22 protein-coding genes are annotated in these 18,275 nt (G+C 41.5%); 14 read left to right on the forward strand and 8 right to left on the reverse strand.

The genetic code is table 11. The features are described from left to right. The first annotated feature begins 173 nt into the window (after positions 1-173). Entirely contained in the window at positions 174-1,214 is a 1,041-nt protein-coding gene (locus MKX49_RS05435) for a YkvI family membrane protein (RefSeq protein ID WP_340875522.1), read from the forward strand. Positions 1,215-1,267: 53 nt separating this feature from the next. Here MKX49_RS05435 and MKX49_RS05440 read toward each other — a convergent pair whose 3' ends face one another. Further along, complete coding sequence (locus MKX49_RS05440; RefSeq protein WP_340875524.1) at positions 1,268-1,894, reverse strand: hypothetical protein; 627 nt, start codon at positions 1,892-1,894, stop codon at positions 1,268-1,270. Positions 1,895-2,087: 193 nt separating this feature from the next. Further along, on the reverse strand, positions 2,088-2,264 hold the full coding sequence (locus tag MKX49_RS05445; RefSeq protein WP_064505160.1) for a YkvS family protein: 177 nt from the start codon (positions 2,262-2,264) through the stop codon (positions 2,088-2,090). 452 nt (positions 2,265-2,716) lie between these two features. Between MKX49_RS05445 and MKX49_RS05450 the strand changes: the two genes are divergently transcribed. After that, positions 2,717-2,911 (forward strand): hypothetical protein, encoded by a 195-nt coding sequence (locus tag MKX49_RS05450; protein WP_340875526.1) that lies wholly within the window; start codon positions 2,717-2,719, stop codon positions 2,909-2,911. A gap of 47 nt (positions 2,912-2,958) precedes the next feature. On the opposite strand, the gene MKX49_RS05455 is transcribed toward MKX49_RS05450, so the two are convergent. Continuing rightward, positions 2,959-3,453 carry a sigma-70 family RNA polymerase sigma factor gene (locus MKX49_RS05455; protein WP_340875528.1) on the reverse strand — a complete coding sequence of 165 codons (495 nt, stop codon included), beginning with the start codon at positions 3,451-3,453 and terminating at the stop codon, positions 2,959-2,961. 113 nt (positions 3,454-3,566) lie between these two features. Here MKX49_RS05455 and MKX49_RS05460 point away from each other — a divergent pair, with 113 nt between their 5' ends. Next, entirely contained in the window at positions 3,567-3,728 is a 162-nt protein-coding gene (locus tag MKX49_RS05460) for a hypothetical protein (RefSeq protein ID WP_153246083.1), read from the forward strand. Positions 3,729-4,474: 746 nt separating this feature from the next. Here the strand turns inward: MKX49_RS05460 and MKX49_RS05465 are convergent. Beyond that, positions 4,475-5,293 (reverse strand): thermonuclease family protein, encoded by an 819-nt coding sequence (locus MKX49_RS05465; protein ID WP_323599431.1) that lies wholly within the window; start codon positions 5,291-5,293, stop codon positions 4,475-4,477. Positions 5,294-5,472: 179 nt separating this feature from the next. On the opposite strand from MKX49_RS05465, the gene MKX49_RS05470 reads away from it, so the two are divergent. From MKX49_RS05470 to MKX49_RS05500, 7 genes are all read left to right on the forward strand, one after another. After that, on the forward strand, positions 5,473-6,102 hold the full coding sequence (locus MKX49_RS05470; protein ID WP_445670158.1) for an ABC transporter ATP-binding protein: 630 nt from the start codon (positions 5,473-5,475) through the stop codon (positions 6,100-6,102). After that, the gene (locus MKX49_RS05475) at positions 6,102-6,887 is read left to right on the forward strand and encodes an ABC transporter permease (RefSeq protein ID WP_340875536.1); all 786 of its coding nucleotides are present in this window, start codon (positions 6,102-6,104) and stop codon (positions 6,885-6,887) included. The genes MKX49_RS05470 and MKX49_RS05475 overlap by 1 nt, the downstream gene beginning before the upstream one ends. 202 nt (positions 6,888-7,089) lie before the next feature. Next, entirely contained in the window at positions 7,090-7,356 is a 267-nt protein-coding gene (locus tag MKX49_RS05480; protein WP_034314127.1) for a phosphocarrier protein HPr, read from the forward strand. Next, positions 7,356-9,074 carry a phosphoenolpyruvate--protein phosphotransferase gene (gene ptsP / locus MKX49_RS05485; protein ID WP_328130231.1) on the forward strand — a complete coding sequence of 573 codons (1,719 nt, stop codon included), beginning with the start codon at positions 7,356-7,358 and terminating at the stop codon, positions 9,072-9,074. The genes MKX49_RS05480 and ptsP overlap by 1 nt, the downstream gene beginning before the upstream one ends. A gap of 309 nt (positions 9,075-9,383) precedes the next feature. Further along, positions 9,384-10,169 carry an SDR family oxidoreductase gene (locus MKX49_RS05490; RefSeq protein WP_340875543.1) on the forward strand — a complete coding sequence of 262 codons (786 nt, stop codon included), beginning with the start codon at positions 9,384-9,386 and terminating at the stop codon, positions 10,167-10,169. A gap of 6 nt (positions 10,170-10,175) precedes the next feature. Further along, positions 10,176-11,078: an NAD(P)-dependent oxidoreductase gene (locus tag MKX49_RS05495; RefSeq protein ID WP_323599434.1), complete on the forward strand. Its 903-nt coding sequence runs from the start codon at positions 10,176-10,178 to the stop codon at positions 11,076-11,078. Between the two features lie 65 nt (positions 11,079-11,143). After that, the gene (locus MKX49_RS05500; protein ID WP_034314117.1) at positions 11,144-11,509 is read left to right on the forward strand and encodes a hypothetical protein; all 366 of its coding nucleotides are present in this window, start codon (positions 11,144-11,146) and stop codon (positions 11,507-11,509) included. A gap of 101 nt (positions 11,510-11,610) precedes the next feature. On the opposite strand, the gene MKX49_RS05505 is transcribed toward MKX49_RS05500, so the two are convergent. Further along, the gene (locus MKX49_RS05505; RefSeq protein WP_340875546.1) at positions 11,611-12,759 is read right to left on the reverse strand and encodes an aminotransferase A; all 1,149 of its coding nucleotides are present in this window, start codon (positions 12,757-12,759) and stop codon (positions 11,611-11,613) included. 148 nt (positions 12,760-12,907) lie between these two features. On the opposite strand from MKX49_RS05505, the gene corA reads away from it, so the two are divergent. Further along, a complete protein-coding gene (corA, locus tag MKX49_RS05510) occupies positions 12,908-13,891 on the forward strand; it encodes a magnesium/cobalt transporter CorA (RefSeq protein ID WP_264640628.1) in 984 nt (327 codons plus the stop codon). 325 nt (positions 13,892-14,216) lie between these two features. Continuing rightward, on the forward strand, positions 14,217-15,122 hold the full coding sequence (locus MKX49_RS05515; RefSeq protein WP_340875549.1) for a chemotaxis protein: 906 nt from the start codon (positions 14,217-14,219) through the stop codon (positions 15,120-15,122). A 55-nt stretch (positions 15,123-15,177) separates the two neighbouring features. On the opposite strand, the gene MKX49_RS05520 is transcribed toward MKX49_RS05515, so the two are convergent. Next, on the reverse strand, positions 15,178-15,684 hold the full coding sequence (locus MKX49_RS05520; protein WP_063596360.1) for a YkyB family protein: 507 nt from the start codon (positions 15,682-15,684) through the stop codon (positions 15,178-15,180). 290 nt (positions 15,685-15,974) lie between these two features. Next, positions 15,975-16,298: a hypothetical protein gene (locus tag MKX49_RS05525; RefSeq protein ID WP_445670159.1), complete on the reverse strand. Its 324-nt coding sequence runs from the start codon at positions 16,296-16,298 to the stop codon at positions 15,975-15,977. A 162-nt stretch (positions 16,299-16,460) separates the two neighbouring features. Between MKX49_RS05525 and MKX49_RS05530 the strand changes: the two genes are divergently transcribed. Together MKX49_RS05530 and crcB are read left to right on the forward strand one after the other, a co-directional pair. Further along, positions 16,461-16,841, forward strand: a complete 381-nt coding sequence (locus MKX49_RS05530; RefSeq protein WP_048678198.1) for a fluoride efflux transporter FluC — start codon at positions 16,461-16,463, stop codon at positions 16,839-16,841. Continuing rightward, complete coding sequence (gene crcB / locus MKX49_RS05535) at positions 16,838-17,200, forward strand: fluoride efflux transporter CrcB (RefSeq protein WP_048678196.1); 363 nt, start codon at positions 16,838-16,840, stop codon at positions 17,198-17,200. Before MKX49_RS05530 ends, crcB begins: the two co-directional genes overlap by 4 nt. 171 nt (positions 17,201-17,371) lie before the next feature. On the opposite strand, the gene MKX49_RS05540 is transcribed toward crcB, so the two are convergent. Then, positions 17,372-18,235, reverse strand: a complete 864-nt coding sequence (locus MKX49_RS05540) for a metallophosphoesterase (protein ID WP_063596358.1) — start codon at positions 18,233-18,235, stop codon at positions 17,372-17,374. Positions 18,236-18,275: the final 40 nt, after the last annotated feature.

The raw sequence follows: 18,275 nt of genomic DNA on the forward strand, positions 1-18,275 counted from the left end.
TTTAAAATCTTTCATGCGTTCGGAATGATGCTTCACAGTGAAATGCATAGGGGGTTTCAGACTGCACGATGAGAGGATGTAACCCAGGAAAAAAACAGCTGACGAAAGGAATATTGCTCGGCTTGTCTTAAATGTCTCTTCCTTACATATAAATGTAGGGAGGAGGGGAGAGTATGCTGTCAAGGTGGTCAGGGAGTTTTCAGATTGCAGCGGTTTATGTAGGCACAGTCGTCGGTGCAGGATTTGCAACTGGAAAAGAGATTGTCGAGTTTTTTACCCGTTATGGTTTTTATGGCTTTATCGGGATTTTAATAGCAGGTTATATTTTCATTTTCACCGGCACGAAAATCATGCTCATTTCCGCAAGGATCAGAGCATCTTCTTATGAGGAGTTCAATCAATTTCTTTTTGGCAAGAAAATAGCAGGAATCATCAACTTCTTTTTCCTTATCATGCTGTTAGGGGTGACGGCTGTCATGATTTCGGGTTCAGGAGCCGTTTTTGAAGAACAACTTGGCGTGCCTAAAAGTATTGGAAGTTGGTCTACGATCATACTGGCATCCTTGGTCCTGATGATGGGCATGCGCGGTGTTTTCACTGTGAACTCGTTTGTTGTACCAATCATGATCTGCTTTAGCGTGATTCTTTTTTTCTCGACTTTAGGTAATGTGGATTTCTTTAAGACCCTGACAAAAGTTCCGGATGAAGTGATCACCATGAAAATGATTTTGTCCCCCTTTGCCTATACAGCCTTTAACCTGGCTTTGGCACAGGCTGTGCTGGTTCCGGTTGCGTATGAAGTTCGAGATGAGAAGGTCATTAAGCATGGAGCAATTCTTGGAGGTATATTCCTGACCATCATTTTATTGACGGGGCATTTTTCACTTATGACACTTCCTGACGTGAATCGTTATGAAATTCCTTCAGCAGTTATTATGAGAACGGCGGCCAGTCAGTTGTATTGGATGTTCATTTTGGTGATATACGGCGAGATATTCACTTCGGTCATCGGAAACATATATGGCTTACAGAGGCAAATCAGCAGTTATATTAAATTGCCAAGCATGCTGATCATAGCGGTGATCTTTTTAATAGCTTTAATCATTAGTGAATTCGGATATGGAAGGTTACTAGGATATATTTATCCGGTTTTTGGATACATAAGCCTCCTTTTTTTAGTGCTTGTCTGGAAGTGCAAGGCGGGCAAGGAGTAATGGAGAACGGGGGGCCTGACCCTAGCCCTCCGTACCAGGGGGGAAATCAATGGTCACCCTTTCATCAGCGTCTTAGCCATCTCTAGAAAAGCATCCCGGTAATCTTTATCTTTTTTCGTGAACATAGTTAAGCGGACGGGTGCTTTTTCATCCTTGAGCAAAATGGAAGTGATGACATCATCCCCACTTTCCACTTCAAATCCTGTGCCGCTCCCGATATCAAGTGAAGGATCCCTAATCGTTTCTGAAATGCTTTTCAGCTGGGCTTGAACATTTTCTTCCACCTCATCCCAACTGACATCGGCCTTCAACAATTCGATTCTCATATAAATGGAGTCATCTTCAATCAGGAACACAATATCTTTTCCTGGTTCTTCGGCACTTAGCTTGAATTGTTGCAAAACATAGAGGCTGAACGGTTGATTATCGCTTTTTTTTAGGAATGCTGTTTTTTCTTTTGCTTCCCCGTTCATTGTATACTGCAGGTTTTGCTCCATCAGTCTTATTTTGTTATCGCTTCGGTTATTACGATTGCCTCTTTGAGAAGTATTGCCTCCGTTCTCCTCTTTTATTGAATCTTCCTGTGGCTCATCTGCATTTTCGTCTGTGGCCGTACCGCAGCCAGTCAGCAGAAAAGCGGCGAATGTGACACTGCCAATATAACGTGTCCAACAAGTCATGTGTTTCCCTCATCTTTCTGATAGAAATTTCAAACTGGTTATTCCTGCATCACATACAGATGCTTTGCCCTTTAATGAATTAGACGGCATGAAATAGAAATGGTTACAAAAAGCGGGGGAATCGAATGGGAAGATTGCTAAAAAGTGAAAAACGGAATGGTCATCTAGTAACCATCCCGTTTGATAAATTGAATTATCCTATGATTTTATAATTTTTATGGTTTACGACTGTTTTTTGTTCAAGCTCCAAATCACGATAATTTTCCATATACGTGACGTCCACGATTACTGAGTTCTCGTTCACTTTCTCGACGATTCCTTTTAAGCCTTCTCTAAATTCAATGATATTTCCAACTTCCGCTTTCTTCATGGTAATCATCCTTTCCCATTTTGTTTCCAATGATCAAAAAGTAACAATGGAGTAATTGGATTATTCGAACATCTTGCCGTTTAGATTTTGACGTGGGAAGTGCTAGTAAGAGAATTAGTTATCTCTTATGTCGGTACAGTAAGCTAAACTTTTAAAAGGAGGTACGATTCTTGTAATGGAGCGTTGTAAAGATGTGGCATAATTTGGTATATCTTGCAAACGCAGTTATGCGTACCAGTATGTAATTATATGTACAAAAAATGCCAATCATTTTACATTATGATATTTTAATATACAGTTTGCACTATTTTAAAGCATTCGTAAAGAATAATGTAGTGAGTGGGCAACAAAAAATTCTAATTTATATTAAGTGGCAAGCTTATGTTAAAATGAAAACGGAATTTCTCCTGTCTGAAAATGATGGAACATTCGATAATTAAGGAGGATAATATATGAATGCAGAGGAAGCAAAAGAAGTACTCGATAAATTGGCAAATCGGGAAATGGAAGAGTTCCGGATAACAAAAGAAGAATTTTTAGCTTTTCGTGAGGTCCTTGTCAATAGGCATGACTTTAAACATTTTCGGGGGAATGCTCAACATAACGGTGTGATAATTTATACGTATTTAGAAGAAGCGAGAAGTTGATGGATGTATAATTTGGGGTGGCTCATGATTGAGCCACCCCAAATTATTTATATTGGAAAAATCAATTGTTTCCTTAATTTATTTAAGGCGGACTTTCTCCATGATTTGACGGCTGCAGCAGTAACTTGATATATCTCAGCGATTTCAGTCACGGTTTTATTTTCAAGGTATGTCTGTAAAAGCCAGCGTTGCTGATTCAGTGTCAATCCTACCGTGTAGGTTAATACATTATCGATGGCAAAGGCCTCTTCATGCATTGAAAAAGGATCTTTAATCATCTCTAATAGGAAGGAATCAAAGGGTTCGGTACGGATTTCATATTTATGCTGATGCTTTAATTCGTTCAGAATTTTGCCTTTGATTACCGTATAGGCATAGTTGGAGAATTGTCCGTATTCTTCATTGAAATTCCCTAATGACTCCCATAAAGCGATCAAGCCTACTTGAAAATATTCTTCCTTATTTTTATAGATGGAAAGTGAGCGGATAATATGATGGATCATCGGGGTGAATTCTTCCGTTAGCGCTGAGAAATCTTTCATTAAGCAAGTCACCTTTAGAAAGTGCACTTTCCTGTATTCCCGGGTGCTTCTACCATAAATAAATCGATCGGATAAAGCCAAATGGCATAACCGAAAAATGGCGGTAATAACAAGTGGGTTTTAAAGGAGCTAAAGAGAACCTTTTTGATGAGAAAAGGATAATTAAGGAAATGTTGAGTGTGTGGGAGCAAATGAAAAAACACATCCAAAGATTGGATGTGCCGAAACATGATGTACCGTTTGTCGAAAAGGGAGTTTGGAATGGCCTCATTTAAAACAAGGATATATTTTATATAGTTCAACGTTGATTTCCACTTCAGGCACTCGCTTTCCGCGGGCGGTCGGGGAGCCTCCTCGGAGGACCTGCGGGGTCTCCCTTGCCTCGCTTTCCCGCAGGAGTCTCGTACCTTCCGTTTCAATCAACTTTGTTTTAAAGATAGAAATCCTTTTATCCAGAGTTTTTTTGAGGCGGTGTAAAATTTAGATTTCCACTTCAGGCACTCGCTTTCCGCGGGCGGTCGGGGAGCCTCCTCGGTGGACCTGCGGGGTCTCCCTTGCCACGCTTTCCCGCAGGAGTCTCGTACCTTCCGTTCCAATCAACTTTGTTTTAAAAGATAGAAATCCTTTTGTCCAGAGTTTTTTTTGAGGCGGTGTAAAATTTAGATTTCCACTTCAGGCACTCGCTTTCCGCGGGTGGTCGGAGAGCCTCCTCGGCGCGCCTGCGGGGTCTCCCTTGCCACGCTTTTCCCGCAGGAGTCTCGTCCTTCCGTTCCAATCAACTTTGTGTTTTAAAAGAAAAAACTGCTGGCTCGTCTTATTCCGAACCCTGTTTAAGACTAGTTTTTTCTTCATGTTTTTTTTCCTGTAATCCTTAATGGAAGAAATATGCGACACTCCTGCCGAAAAACTGGCTGGCCGAGACCCTGCAGACGCTTTCTTTGATGAGGCTTGGCAGGCAGTCGGCGGAAAGGGAGCGGATTTCTGAAATCAACTCGATCTTTTTTTATAAAAACCGTATTTGTTAACTTTGCGATTTTCTGAATCCAGCATCCTGTGCGTCTTTTTCAGTACAAAACATTTCTTCTGGTTTAGTTATTTCGTAATATTGGCCCGAAGGAATGTGATAAATTTTATTGCCTTTGGAATTTATATTTCCTTTAATTTGCGGGTTATTGCAAGACCCAATGGGCTTTTCCACGGATGCTTCTTTTGACTTCGAATCATCAAACCCTTTTGAAGTTGCATAGTTTTCGATTGACCAAATACCGATTTCGTTTTGTTGGGCTTGTTTTTGAATATTTTCCAATTCATCAAGGTATTTCGTGTTCGGTGCATAAACATAGGCTACCCTTGCCAGTCCTTTTTCCAGCAGCAGTTTATTCACCATTTTACCATCAACATAAAAATAGGCCAGCAGCCGGCCGTATTTATCTCTTTCACCTATGCCGGTTTCTACTTCCACTTTAGAGCCAGAAGGCATGAGTTCCTTGGCGAACTTGCTTGCTTCAGGTCCAAAAGGCTGAACGGGCTTGGATGGGTGCACGGTTTCTGGAGTATCTATCAACAGGAGCCTGACCGTTTCTTGATTTCCATTAGTCATTTTGATTTTGACTGTATCTCCGTCAATAACTTTGATGATCTCGGCTGTGAATGTCTTGCCTTTTTCTTCATTTGAAGAGTCCGCACTGGATTGGGTGTCTTCGTTGGAGAGTGAATCTTCCTGTTTGGATTGATTGATCAGATTATCTGAAGCTGCCTGGCAGCCAGACAACGTGATCAGGCAAAGTGCAGTAAGGAGAAAAACATTCAGGTAAGAATGTAAAAAGGAATTTCCGTTCATGATAAGTCCCTCCATTTATTAAGGTGTTTTCCACATCAGTCATGGATATATTCGGCAGGAATAATACTAACCTATAAAAATGCGAAAGAAAATGAAAATCTTTACATGCATCGCTACCCCAGATCAGGATAGTTTCTTATAATGATATGGTGGAGTAAGGGAGGCAGGCGGGTAAAATGATATTCAGGCTAGAAAATATTAAATATAAAGGGATTTTGAATATTGATGATTTGCAAATACCGGCGTATATGGTAACTTGTTTGACTGGGGAGAGCGGTGCAGGAAAAACCTCACTGCTACGATTATTGAACAGGATGGATGACCCGGATAGCGGTTTGATTTATTATCAGGATCAGTTGCTGGATGAATTCAACCCGATAGAGCTCCGGCGTAAAGTCACAATGCTTTCTCAGGCACCATTCACTTTACCGGGTACGATTGAAGAAAATCTTCAGATTGGCCTGGAGCTGACAGAACGGGAAAAAAAGGATAAAGAAGAATTGGTTAAAGCACTTGATACCGTCCAGTTGCAGAAGTCCTTAGACGAGAGTGCGGAGAATCTTTCTGGCGGGGAGAAACAGAGACTGGCACTGGCGAGGTTACTTTTATTGAACCCCGAGGTGTATTTACTGGATGAGCCGACTTCAGCTCTTGATGAGGAAGCCGAGCTGACGGTCATGGGGTGTTTTTTAGAAGAAGTGAAGCGGGAAAAAGGAACGGTCATCATGATAACCCATTCAAAACAGCTGGCGGACATGTGTGCTGAGCATAGGATCGTTCTGAAAAAGGCGAAGGAGAGTGACTATTAATGGAGTCGAATGGGATAATAGATATTGAGTTCTGGCGTCTTTGTGCGGCCTACGTGTTTGTAGTGATTCTGCTCATGATCGTGAAGTGGCGCGGGATTACACGGGAAAAGCAAATCATGCTGGCCACAGTGCGGATGACTGTCCAACTCATTCTCGCAGGATATGTTTTGACATATATCTTTGAAAATCCCCACCCATTACTTTCTTTAGGATTTTTATGTGCGATGGCCCTATTTTCCATCCATAATATTTTTAAGCAAGTGTCCCATACTCTTAATAAGAAAATCAAAAGGATGGTTATCTTAAGTATGTTGTCAGGTCCCATGGCTGCCTTGTTTTATTTTAATGTGGTCGTGATCCATTTCACGCCATGGTATGAGCCGAGGTACTTCATTCCAATTGCAGGGATGATCGTGGGGAATGCCATGACCGGAGTGACATTGGCGCTTAAAAACCTCCATGATGGGATAAGCGGTAATCGTGAAAAGGTAGAAGCGATGTTGATGCTTGGAGCGACTCCAGCGAAGGCTGTGAAGAAATATGTGGATGCTGCATTCGACTCGGCTGTGCTCCCGACTTTGAACAATATGCTCGGGATGGGGATTATCTTCCTTCCAGGAATGATGACAGGGCAAATCATGTCGGGGATAAGCCCGCTAATTGCTATTGAGTACCAGATTGCGATTCTGATTGGGATTCTCGGAAGTGTTTCATTAACGGTGGTCCTCTTCATTATGCTGAGTTTCAGGGCTTTTTTCACCAAAAATGCGCAGCTGTCCATTTAATCATTGAAGAATCTGAAAAGTAATAGTTGCAGTTCCATCTATATTTTTGTACTATTTTGTAGGTACCAATAGTTTTGGTTTGTTTGTTGGGAATGATAATGCTATCCTGATAAGGAAAAGGGCATTTCTTTTTTCATTTGGATAGAGAAAACCCCTTACATAACCTATTTTTGTTAATTTATCTTAAAGGAGATTGATCTATATGGTAGAAAAAACATTTACAGTAACTGCAGAAACAGGAATTCACGCTCGTCCGGCAACATTGCTTGTACAAGCTGCAGGAAAATTTGATTCAGAAATAAACCTTGCATATAAAGAGAAAAAAGTGAACCTTAAGTCCATTATGGGTGTAATGTCCCTAGGTATCGGCAAAGGGGCGGAAATTACGATTTCTGCTGAAGGAAGCGATGAAAACGATGCACTGAACACACTTGCCGAAACGTTGAACAGAGAAGGATTAGCAGAATAATGTCCACTTTGATTAGTGGAATAGCAGCTTCAAACGGAATAGCCATCGCTAAAGCCTATCGACTGACTGAGCCAGATTTATCGATTGTAAAAAGAAGCATAGAAGATGTCGGGGCTGAAATATCCCGTTTTAAGGAAGCTATTCAAAAGTCAACAAATGAATTGGAAATAATCAGGGATAAAGCCGAAAAGGATCTAGGGGCCGATAAAGCCGCAATCTTTGACGCGCACCTGCTTGTTTTGGCTGATCCGGAACTTATCACTCCAATTCAGGATAAAATACAATCAGAAAACGTCAACGCAGAGTTTTCTTTAAATGAAACCGCAAGCATGTTCATTACGATGTTTGAACAAATGGATAATGAATACATGAAGGAACGAGCAGCGGATATCCGTGACGTCACGAAACGGGTGCTGTCACATCTTTTAGGTGTTCATATTCCTAATCCGAGCATGATTGCTGAAGAAGTGATCATCATTGCGGAGGATTTGACTCCATCCGATACAGCACAGTTGAATCCGGCATATGTTAAAGGATTCACGACCGATATCGGTGGACGTACATCCCATTCAGCCATAATGGCCCGTTCATTGGAAATTCCAGCAGTCGTTGGAGCGAAGTCAGTGACCACTACCATTGAAAATGGTGACTTGGTCATAATTGACGGGTTAAAGGGTGAAGTCCACATCAATCCCACTCCTGAACTCGTGAAACGCTACGAAGAGGAGCAGGAAGCCTATGCCAGGCAAAAAGCTGAGTGGGCGAAACTTGTTCATGAAAAAACCGTTACGAATGATGGCCATCATGTGGAATTGGCAGCCAATATTGGCACGCCGAAAGATCTGGAGGGCGTACATCAAAATGGCGGTGAAGGCATCGGGTTATATCGTACGGAATTTCTTTATATGGGCAGAAATGACTTTCCAAGTGAAGAAGAACAGTTCGAGGCATACAAAGCGGTGCTGGAAGGAATGTCAGGGAAGCCTGTAGTCGTCAGGACGCTTGATATAGGCGGAGACAAGGAGTTGCCTTATTTAGAGCTTCCTAAGGAAATGAACCCTTTCCTAGGCTACCGTGCGATTCGCCTTTGCTTAAATGAGCAGGAGATATTCCGGACCCAGCTCCGTGCCCTGCTTCGTGCAAGCATTTACGGGGACTTGAAGATCATGTTCCCGATGATTGCCACACTGGCTGAATTCCGCGAAGCTAAAGCAGTCTTGGCTGAAGTCAGGCAGGAATTGCTTGATAATGGTATTCAAGTTGCTGAAAAGATTGAAGTCGGAATCATGGTTGAAATCCCTTCAACTGCAGTGATGGCGGATATATTTGCTAAGGAAGTCGATTTCTTCAGCATAGGCACTAATGACTTGATTCAGTATACGATGGCCGCTGACCGAATGAATGAGAGAGTATCTTATTTATATCAACCATACAATCCAGCGATTTTACGCTTGGTTAAAATGGTCATAGATGCAGCTCATAAAGAAGGGAAATGGGCCGGAATGTGCGGGGAAATGGCTGGAGATGAAGTGGCCATCCCGATTTTAATCGGATTGGGCCTTGATGAATTCTCAATGAGTGCCACTTCGATTTTAAAAGCACGTTCTTTAATTAGCCAACTTTCGCTTGAAGAGATGAAAAAACTATCTCAGGAAGTTCTAGGGCTGGACACGAATGATAATGTGAAAGAAGCGGTTGTTAACGCTTTGAAGAAATAATTAAATCAGGAAAACAGCACCCCATCCATTAAAACCTTCGGATGGGGTGCTGTCCTGTAATTCTTGTTTAATTTAAAGAAAAAATGGTTTATTGCACCAAAATGGGGGTAAATAAAAAGCAAGCACAGTTGTTTAGCTCTTTTAGGGCAGCTGACATTCTCATTTCCCCCTTTGAAGCCGGTTGTTTATCCAACCGGCTATTTTTTTTGCAAATAAAAAATCATAAGAATGATTATTCAGATTTTTCACTTTACGGTTATAACGATATAATGGAATTATATTTTTAAGAATATGGAGGTTAGATATGATATGGAATTACATTTGGAAAAGAAAAATGCCTTGATTTTAGCTTCAAGTCAAGGTTTGGGGAAGGCTATGGCAGCCGAATTGGTTAAAGAAGGAGCAAATGTCATGCTAGCCAGCCGTGATGGAGAAAAGCTAGCCGCCGTACAAAGGGAATTATCGCAGCTTGGGACCGGTAAAGTTTCTTATATGGTAACGGATATAACAAAAGCTGAAGATATTAAAAGCCTGGTTGCGCAAACCGCTGAAGAATTCGGCGGTATTGATATTCTTATTAATAATGCCGGAGGTCCTCCAGGAGGTTCCTTTTCAGATTTCAAGGATGAAGAATGGCAACAATCTTTTGAACTTAATTTACTAAGCTTCATAAGGACGATCCGTGAGAGCTTGCCACATTTAAAAAAACAAGGCGGGAAAATCGTTAATATTGCTTCTTCATCCATTAAGGAACCGATTCCAGGACTGATATTATCGAATACATTCCGGACGGCAATCGTTGGTTTGTCGAAGACGTTAGCTTCAGAATTAGCACCAGACAGGATTTTGATCAATACAGTCGGTCCAGGAAGAATCGCAACGGATCGCGTTCAGCACCTTGATAAGATGAATGCAGAGAAACAAGGCGTCACTCCAGAGGAGATGACTGAACAATCCATTAACAAAATCCCTCTTGGGCGTTATGGGGAACCCGAGGAATTTGCAAAGTTCGTTACTTTCCTTGTTTCAGGTGCTAATACATATATAACGGGGCAGTCCTATTTAGTTGACGGAGGAATGATAAAGTCCATTTAAGTTTTTTTGAAACAAAATGATTGGGAGGAATCTGCATTGATGCAATCGAACAAAGTGATCGGCTTCATTGGTTTAGGAGTTATGGGAAAAAGCATGGCCGCACATCTGCTTAAGGCGGGGTATGAGGTATTTGTTTATACAAGGACGAAAGATAAGGCAAGTGAACTGCTCTCACAGGGAGCGAAGTGGGCAGCTGCTCCAAAGGAAATTGCGCAAAATGCTAATGTGATCATTTCCATGGTGGGATACCCCAGTGATGTGGAAGAAATCTATCTTGGGGAAAATGGCCTTATCGAGAACGGGAAACAAGGAACTTATTTAATCGATATGACGACCTCGACTCCAACTTTGGCAGTGAAGATAGCAGAGGAAGCGAAGAAAAGGGGCATGGAATCATTGGATGCACCGGTTTCCGGTGGAGATATCGGTGCTCGTGATGCAAAGCTCACGATCATGGCCGGCGGGTCTAGTGATGCATTTGAAGCGGTCCGGCCCATTTTTGATATCCTTGGCAGCAATGTTGTCCATCAAGGCCCGGCTGGCTCAGGACAGCATACGAAAATGTGCAATCAAATCGCCATTGCATCCAATATGATCGGAGTGACTGAAGCGATTTCCTATGCCAAAAAGGCGGGGTTGGATCCGGACCGGGTATTAAGAAGCATATCATCGGGGTCTGCCGGGAGCTGGTCATTGTCCAATCTCGTACCGCGGATGGTTGAAGGGGATTTTGAACCTGGTTTTTATATTAAGCATTTTATCAAGGATATGAAGATTGCACTTGATGAAGCGGAAAGAATGGGAATGGACGCTCCTGGATTAAGCCTGAGCAAATCCCTGTATGAGGGGCTGGCAGAAGCTGGCGAAGAAAATAGCGGTACACAGGCATTATATAAACATTATAATTAAGTGCTAGCATTTCTTTATCATGAATAAGCTGATAGCGACAGCCTTTACAAAAAGGAGTGAAAGCTATGGGCGAATTCGATGATATCAATATGAAATTCCAGGAATTAGAAGATGGTCGATATATTGTAAGGATTGAAGGTTTTAAACGAGAAAAAACCATTCATCAAACAAAGCCCATTCGTTGGGATCTGAAATTAATGAATGAAAGTCCGCTAATCTTGCCGGTGAAATTCAGTCATATCGAAACGAATGCCGGTTTTCAGATACTGATGCGCGAATTGAAGAGCTTAGGCTTTTCAAAGCCGCGCTCCGCAAAGGAATTCGAAGAAGTGATGGCTGATTTACTTGGGTCCATCGTTGAAGTGAGCCTTACCACGACAAATAAGGAAGAAGGATATCGGGAAATTCGTTTTTTACGAAGATTGTATTAGTTGGCGGCAAGGTGAAAAAACTTAGGTAGCCTGACATCCTTGAACATTGGAAAGTGGCCTTCAATTGTCCATTCAATTGAAGGCCACTATTTTTTTTGCGATTACTTTTTAGCTAAAAAAGCTTCAATACGGTCCAAGGCCTTTTCCAGGGTCTCCATGGAATAGGCATAAGATATCCTGAAGTACCCTTCGCCAAGGGGAGAGAAGGCATCTCCAGGGACCACTGCCACTTTTTCCTGTTGAACAAGCTTGAGGCAAAAATCAAGGGAAGAGGCATAGCCTTCAGGCAGCTTTATAAAAAAGTAAAAGGCACCATTTGGTTTGACTATTTCCAGTTTCATCGCTTGTAAGCGGCTGTACACGTATTCCCGTCTCCGTGCATACTCAGTCTTCATGGGTATTGCATCATTTCTGCCTGCCGTCAGTGCTGCCAAGGCAGCTCTCTGCGATATGGAGGCGGCACATGTCACATTGTATTGGTGAACCTTCAGGAGATGCTTAGAGATGGCTGCAGGCGCAAACAGAAGGCCGATCCTCCAACCGGTCATGGAATGGGATTTGGACAATCCGTTCAGGACGATGGTTTGTTCTTTTAAGAAAGTGGCAATCGAAACATGCTCCTGATCGAATACCAGCTCACTGTATATCTCATCAGCCAATATGAAGATGTCCTTGCCCCTAGCAAGTTCGGCAATGTCCAATAATTCTTCGGCAGTTAATGTAACCCCGGTCGGATTCGATGGATAGGGCAGAACGATGCACCGAGTGTGTTCAGTTATGTACTTTTCAAGTATATCTGCCGTCAAACGGAATCCATTTTTTGTTGTATCGGCATAAACAGGTGTTGCGCCGCACATCTTAATGATGGGTTCGTATCCCGGATATACCGGACCCGGTAATATTACTTCGTTCCCTGGGATGAGGATCGTCCGAAATGTAATGTCTATGCCTTCGCTGGCACCAGAGGTCACGATCACTTCAGTCGCCGGATCATAGTTAAGCTTGTATTTATCTTTTACATAATTTGAAGCGGCTTCCCTTAATTCCAGATAGCCGGCATTGTGAGTATAAACGGTATAGTCATTATCGATGGCTTGTTTTGCCGCTTCTTTAATATGCGTTGGAGTTGGAAAGTCAGGCTGCCCTATCGTTAAGGAAATGGTGCCTTCGATATCAGCGACCATATTGTAGAATTTGCGGATTCCTGATATTTGTACGTCTTTTACTAGAGGGTTTATTAAATGTTCCATCTATGAATATCCTCCCTTATCTACCTACATGAATTTATGTACTATGTTTGACTCATTCATCCTATTTTATCATTTAGTTTGGAGGGGGAGAAAACTTTTTATGATTAATGAAATAAAGGTATAATGTATGATAAGAAAATTTTGAGGGTTGATACATTTGATAAGGACTTGCGCAATTACTTCTAATCAAGAAATCAGTTTTGATTTACCGCTAAAGGAAATGAATAATCCGGATATCGAGTGGTACTGGGTGGATTTTTCCAATCCCACAAACAAGGAAATCGAACTTTTAACCAATCATTTTCACTTTCATCCGCTGGCAATTGAAGATTGCCTGGATGATTTTAATCAACGTCCCAAAATGGATTTTTATGAAGGCTACCAATTTCTTGTGATTCATGCTTTAAGGGAGAAGGTATTTAAAGCAGTGGAATTGGATATGTTTGTTGGTGAAAAATGGATAGTCAGTTTTCATAAGGAAGATATGCTTGAACTAGAAAAGGTATGGGAAGAAATTGCCGGTAATAAAATGTTGAAGCAAAGTCCCTTTTTCTTGATGCATAGGATAATTGACAGGATCGTCGATGAATTCTTCCCGCCTGTTTATAAAATTGAAAGCGAATTGGCTAGCATTGAGGAAAATACTGAAAATGACACGATTAACGAATTGATGGATCAGCTTTTCGATTTACGTACAGATATGTCCAGGCTCCGTCGGACCATATTGCCGATGCGTGATTTATTGTACAGAATGATTTCATCGGAGCGTCTGAATTACTTGAAAGATCAGCATCTTTATTTTAATGATGTGTACGATCATCTTCTTAAATTGACTGAAATGCTTGAATCGTATCGAGATTTTTCGTCCGATATCCGTGATAGCTATTTGTCTGTGAACTCTAATAATATGAATTCAACGATGATGACATTGACTGTCATCACTACCATTTTCATGCCGCTGACCTTCATAGTGGGCGTATATGGGATGAATTTTGAATATATGCCGGAATTAAATTGGCATTATGGCTATTTCCTCATTCTTGGAACGATGGGCGGTATTGCCTTGATGATGTTTTTATTCTTTGTAAAAAAAGGTTGGCTCAATCCTAAGAAAAGGTCGCGAAAGAGATAAGAATCATTTGAGAAATTGGTGAGTATGCATTATTTAGTTTGCGCGGCGGGGGTTTATATCGAAGGGATAGGCTTACGAACGATATGGTGGCGGAATGACAGTGGTGAAAATGAGCTTGGAATAAGGGGGACTCAGTTGGGTCCCTTTTTTGTTTGGGCTTTAATAAATGATCACTTCTGGATTTTTTTTATCCATGCTCTAAACAAAAGAAATATTTAACCGAATTATTAGGTATGAGTTCATTGATGAAACCATGATATTTTTCCTAGCGGTTTAATGATTTATGGAATTTTGAAATGAAAAAGCAGAAGGGCGAGATGAAACAGTGGAAGCAAATAAAGGAATATTACTGGAAAGTGGAACGAATGAGCTTGAGATAGTGGAATTCGGTCTCGGAAAGAATAAATTCGGAATTAACGTAATTAAGGTGAAGGAAATCATCAATCCTGTCCCCATCACGCTTGTCCCTCATTCCCATCCAAATGTGGAGGGAATCATCGAGCTTCGCGGAGAAGTCCTGCCAGTTGTGAATGTCGCGGATGCTTTAGGGTTTCCGCCATCTGAAACTCCTGAGCAGGATAAATTCATAGTGGCTGAATTCAATCAGCAAAAAGTGGTTTTCCATGTCCATACCGTAACACAGATCCACCGTATTTCCTGGTCCCAAATCGAAAAGCCTTCGGATATGTATCAGGGCCTTGAAAGTCAGATTATCGGAGTAATAAAATTAAATAGTGAAATGTTACTGTTACTCGACTTTGAAAAAATAGTGGTCGAAATCAATCCAGAATCAGGAATAAACATCCAACAGGTAAAAAAGCTTGGTATCCGTCAAAATTCTGACAAGAGAATCCTGATTGCTGAAGATTCACCATTACTGAGAAAGCTGCTGTTCGATACATTGTCAGAAGCAGGATTCAAGTACTTGGAGTTTTATGAGAATGGACTTGATGCATTTAATTATCTTGAGAATTTGATTGAATCAGGAAAAGTGGTTGAAGAGGAAGTGCAACTGTTGATTACCGATATTGAGATGCCTCAGATGGATGGACATCATTTGACTAGAAGAATAAAGGAAAACGGGGAACTTGCTGGGCTGCCGGTGATTATTTTCTCTTCATTGATTACTGACAGCCTGCGTCATAAAGGTCAGGTCGTAGGGGCTGACGCGCAAATCAGCAAGCCTGAAATTGCAGAGCTTATAAAGTTGATAGACAGATTGATATTATGAATGTGAAAACGGGCCGATGAGGCGTTACCTCACGGCCCGTTTGGTTTATCAATGATCAATACTTGGAACCTTTTCCTAAAAAGGTAGATGGGAATGGATTGTTAAAAGGTTGCTTGACCGACCTGCGCCCGTGAGCCCTTTTCTCGGTATTGGTTGTGTTCGGTTGTTTTTCACCTGCTTGTCCAACGTAAGATTGCAGGATCTGTTTGGCCTTGGATAATGACAACGCGGCTTTAGGGTTCCGTATGGAGGCTGCCCGGCTGCCGAGGTGGGGTAGTTTTTTCAAATCTTCCTTAGTGGGAGGTAAATGAAAAACATATGATCCGCATTCGACAATGACGTCGGATTGCTGTGCTGCAAAGCGAGGGTTATCAGAGAAATGAAGTCCAATCTTCTTCGCTTTTCCTTCTTGCATAAGCTTGCTTAATGCGAGCCGTTTTAAATTATATAAATTCTTTGGCTCCAATGCAGTCTTTGCATGTTTATTGACAATAAACACGGCTTGGGCAAGGGAGTTTATCGAAAACTCATCCCTTTCAGAATGTCCTTTCGTTTGGTTCATTAGTGGAAACTCCTTTTCTTAATAAGGTTAGAAGGACGTTACATACAGACTTCCTTCAGGAAAAACCCGTTTTATATATTGGTTGAAATAGAGACGTGTGTGCAACCAGGCAGAAAATAGTGAAAAAATTAAGCATGTACACCTCTAGGGTATGACCATCATTTCCCAACACTTTACCATCTATTCATTTTCATATTATACCACTTCAAAATATATAGGGAAGTAAAATTCAATCGGACTCCTTTTGGTCCAAGAAAAAGAAGGCGTTTATGTCGCCTTCTGTCCAACTCTTATTGAGTGTAGATATTGATATTTTCAGATACCCCAGCCTGTGCGCCGAATTGTTGTTGCTGGTAACCCTGAAAGCCTTGATAGGGAGGGTACGCTGGATAAGCAGGGTAAGGAGGGTAGGCGGGCGGGTATGGAGGAGGATATGGAGGAGGATATGGAGGATAGACAGGTGGACGGTTATTGAATAGCAACGGTCCAATTGCCAATCCTGCAACAAAAGCTACAGGAGCCAATAGAGGAAAGAAAGGAAAGAAGCGCTCGTCATTCCAATATTCAGGTCCATATTCATTCCCATATGCATTTCTGTAATCGTTCTGCAGCATTATGGTCTGTGGATAGTGATAGTAAGGTAAATACTGTGTTTGCATAATTAGCCTCCTTTTCTCAAATTCTTTACATAGTATGGATTTTTTTAAGAAAAGAGCCTGTTTCATCTTAATCTGTTATAATGAATCTACTTATGATAAAAATTTGGGGTGACCTTGATGGATCGGTTTAAAAGCATTTTTGCAGTCGGTTTTGGAGGAGCGGCTGGAGCGATATTGCGTTATTGCGTAATCTTGACTGCCGGCCATTCCTTCTTCCCGCTTGGAACCCTCTTAATAAATATAGTAGGCAGCTTTTTACTTGGAATGATAAATGGGTATTTCGCCTCGAAAAAGAAATCATTTGTTTTTTTGGCGCTGGGCAGCGGGTTTTGCGGCGGTTTTACCACGATGTCCACATTTTCTCAAGAAGTGGTGAATCTCCTGCAGACTTCTCTGCCATTGGCGGGAATGTATCTTGGAGCCACGCTTTTATTTGGTTTGGCCGCTGGTTTCCTTGGACTGGGCCTGTTTAAAAAACGGAGAGGTGAGACTCTTTGATTGAGGTTCTTTCAGTTTTTATAGGAGGCTTTTTTGGGGCGGCCTCTAGATATGTCTTGCAGATTATTTTTAATAGGCTATTGCCAGCCGTCTCGATACCCGTTAGCATTTTACTGATTAATCTTATAGGATCCTTTGGGCTGGGAATGGTGTTGCCACAGAAAGAAAGCTGGGCTTTATCTTTGCAGGTTTTTCTGACGATAGGTTTCCTGGGCGCTTTTACGACCTTTTCAACATTCAGTATGGAAACCCTTGAACTTATTAGAAAACACCGTTATATAGATTGCCTTATCTATATAACGGTGTCTGTTTTAGGTTGTATCGGCACTTTCCTATGTGGCTATTTAATTATGGTATGACCTTTATGGCAATTACCACGGGTACTGGTAAAAAAAACCTGGTTTTCTCAGATATACATCTAATGCTATAATTCATAGGAGTCGATTACAAATGATTCATGGCAACAAGTTGTTTTATCCGCACAGGTTTTGTTAATAAGTCTGGCTGTTTTCTCCTGTGTTCTTTTTCTATCATTTTTCGGCTTGGAATTCGTAAACAGTTAACTCCGGACGTGAAAGAAAACGATAGGGGAGACGGGTAGTGCCAAGGCCTCTATTAACATGTAAGGTTAATGAATCGATTTCATACGTGCCTTCCCGGTACTTTTCAGCGTATGGGGGAGTTACTAGGGCACCGGCGAAGGGAATTTGCACTTGACCTCCATGACTGTGACCGCTTATTTGATACTGGATGTCGTAAGTCCTTGATATGTCGGCAAGGTCAGGGGCATGTGAAAGCATGATGGTGAACACTTCTTTCGGGATGCCGAAAAGGGCTTTTTCAAAATCCGGCTTTCCTAGCATGGCATCATCAACACCGGCAATGATTATTTCTTCAGCCGATAATAAGGTTATCTTAGCTGAGGTGTTTTGCAACATGGTAAAATGGGATTTTTCCATGATATCGCTGTAAATTTCTGAGCCATATCCCCCATGATCATGGTTACCATAGATGCTGAATTTTCCAAGCGGCGCTTTGAGCTGATTCAAAACGAGAGGGATTTTCTGGTGAGCCTTGTATTTATTAGGCTGGTCCATTAAATCTCCAGTAAATAAAATAACATCAGGGTCCAGTTCGTTTATCTTATTGACAATTGCTTGTAAATCTTTAAGCTGAAATTGGAAGCCTAAATGCGTATCGCTGAATTGGACCATTTTCATGCCATGAAAACCTTTTGGGATAAGCGGATGGCTGATGATTTTATGCTTGGTTTCCAGCCATTTCGGCTCCAAATTATGGGCATAATAGTTTCCGCCAATACCTAAACCGGTTAAGGTAGCCAAAGTACCAAGACTTTTCTTTAAGAATGTTCTTCTGGAAATGGGTTTATTCAAATTAATCAACCTATCTAATATAAAAATGTTACTTCCTCAT

Source organism: Peribacillus sp. FSL M8-0224, assembly GCF_038003055.1.
Taxonomy (GTDB): domain Bacteria; phylum Bacillota; class Bacilli; order Bacillales; family DSM-1321; genus Peribacillus; species Peribacillus frigoritolerans.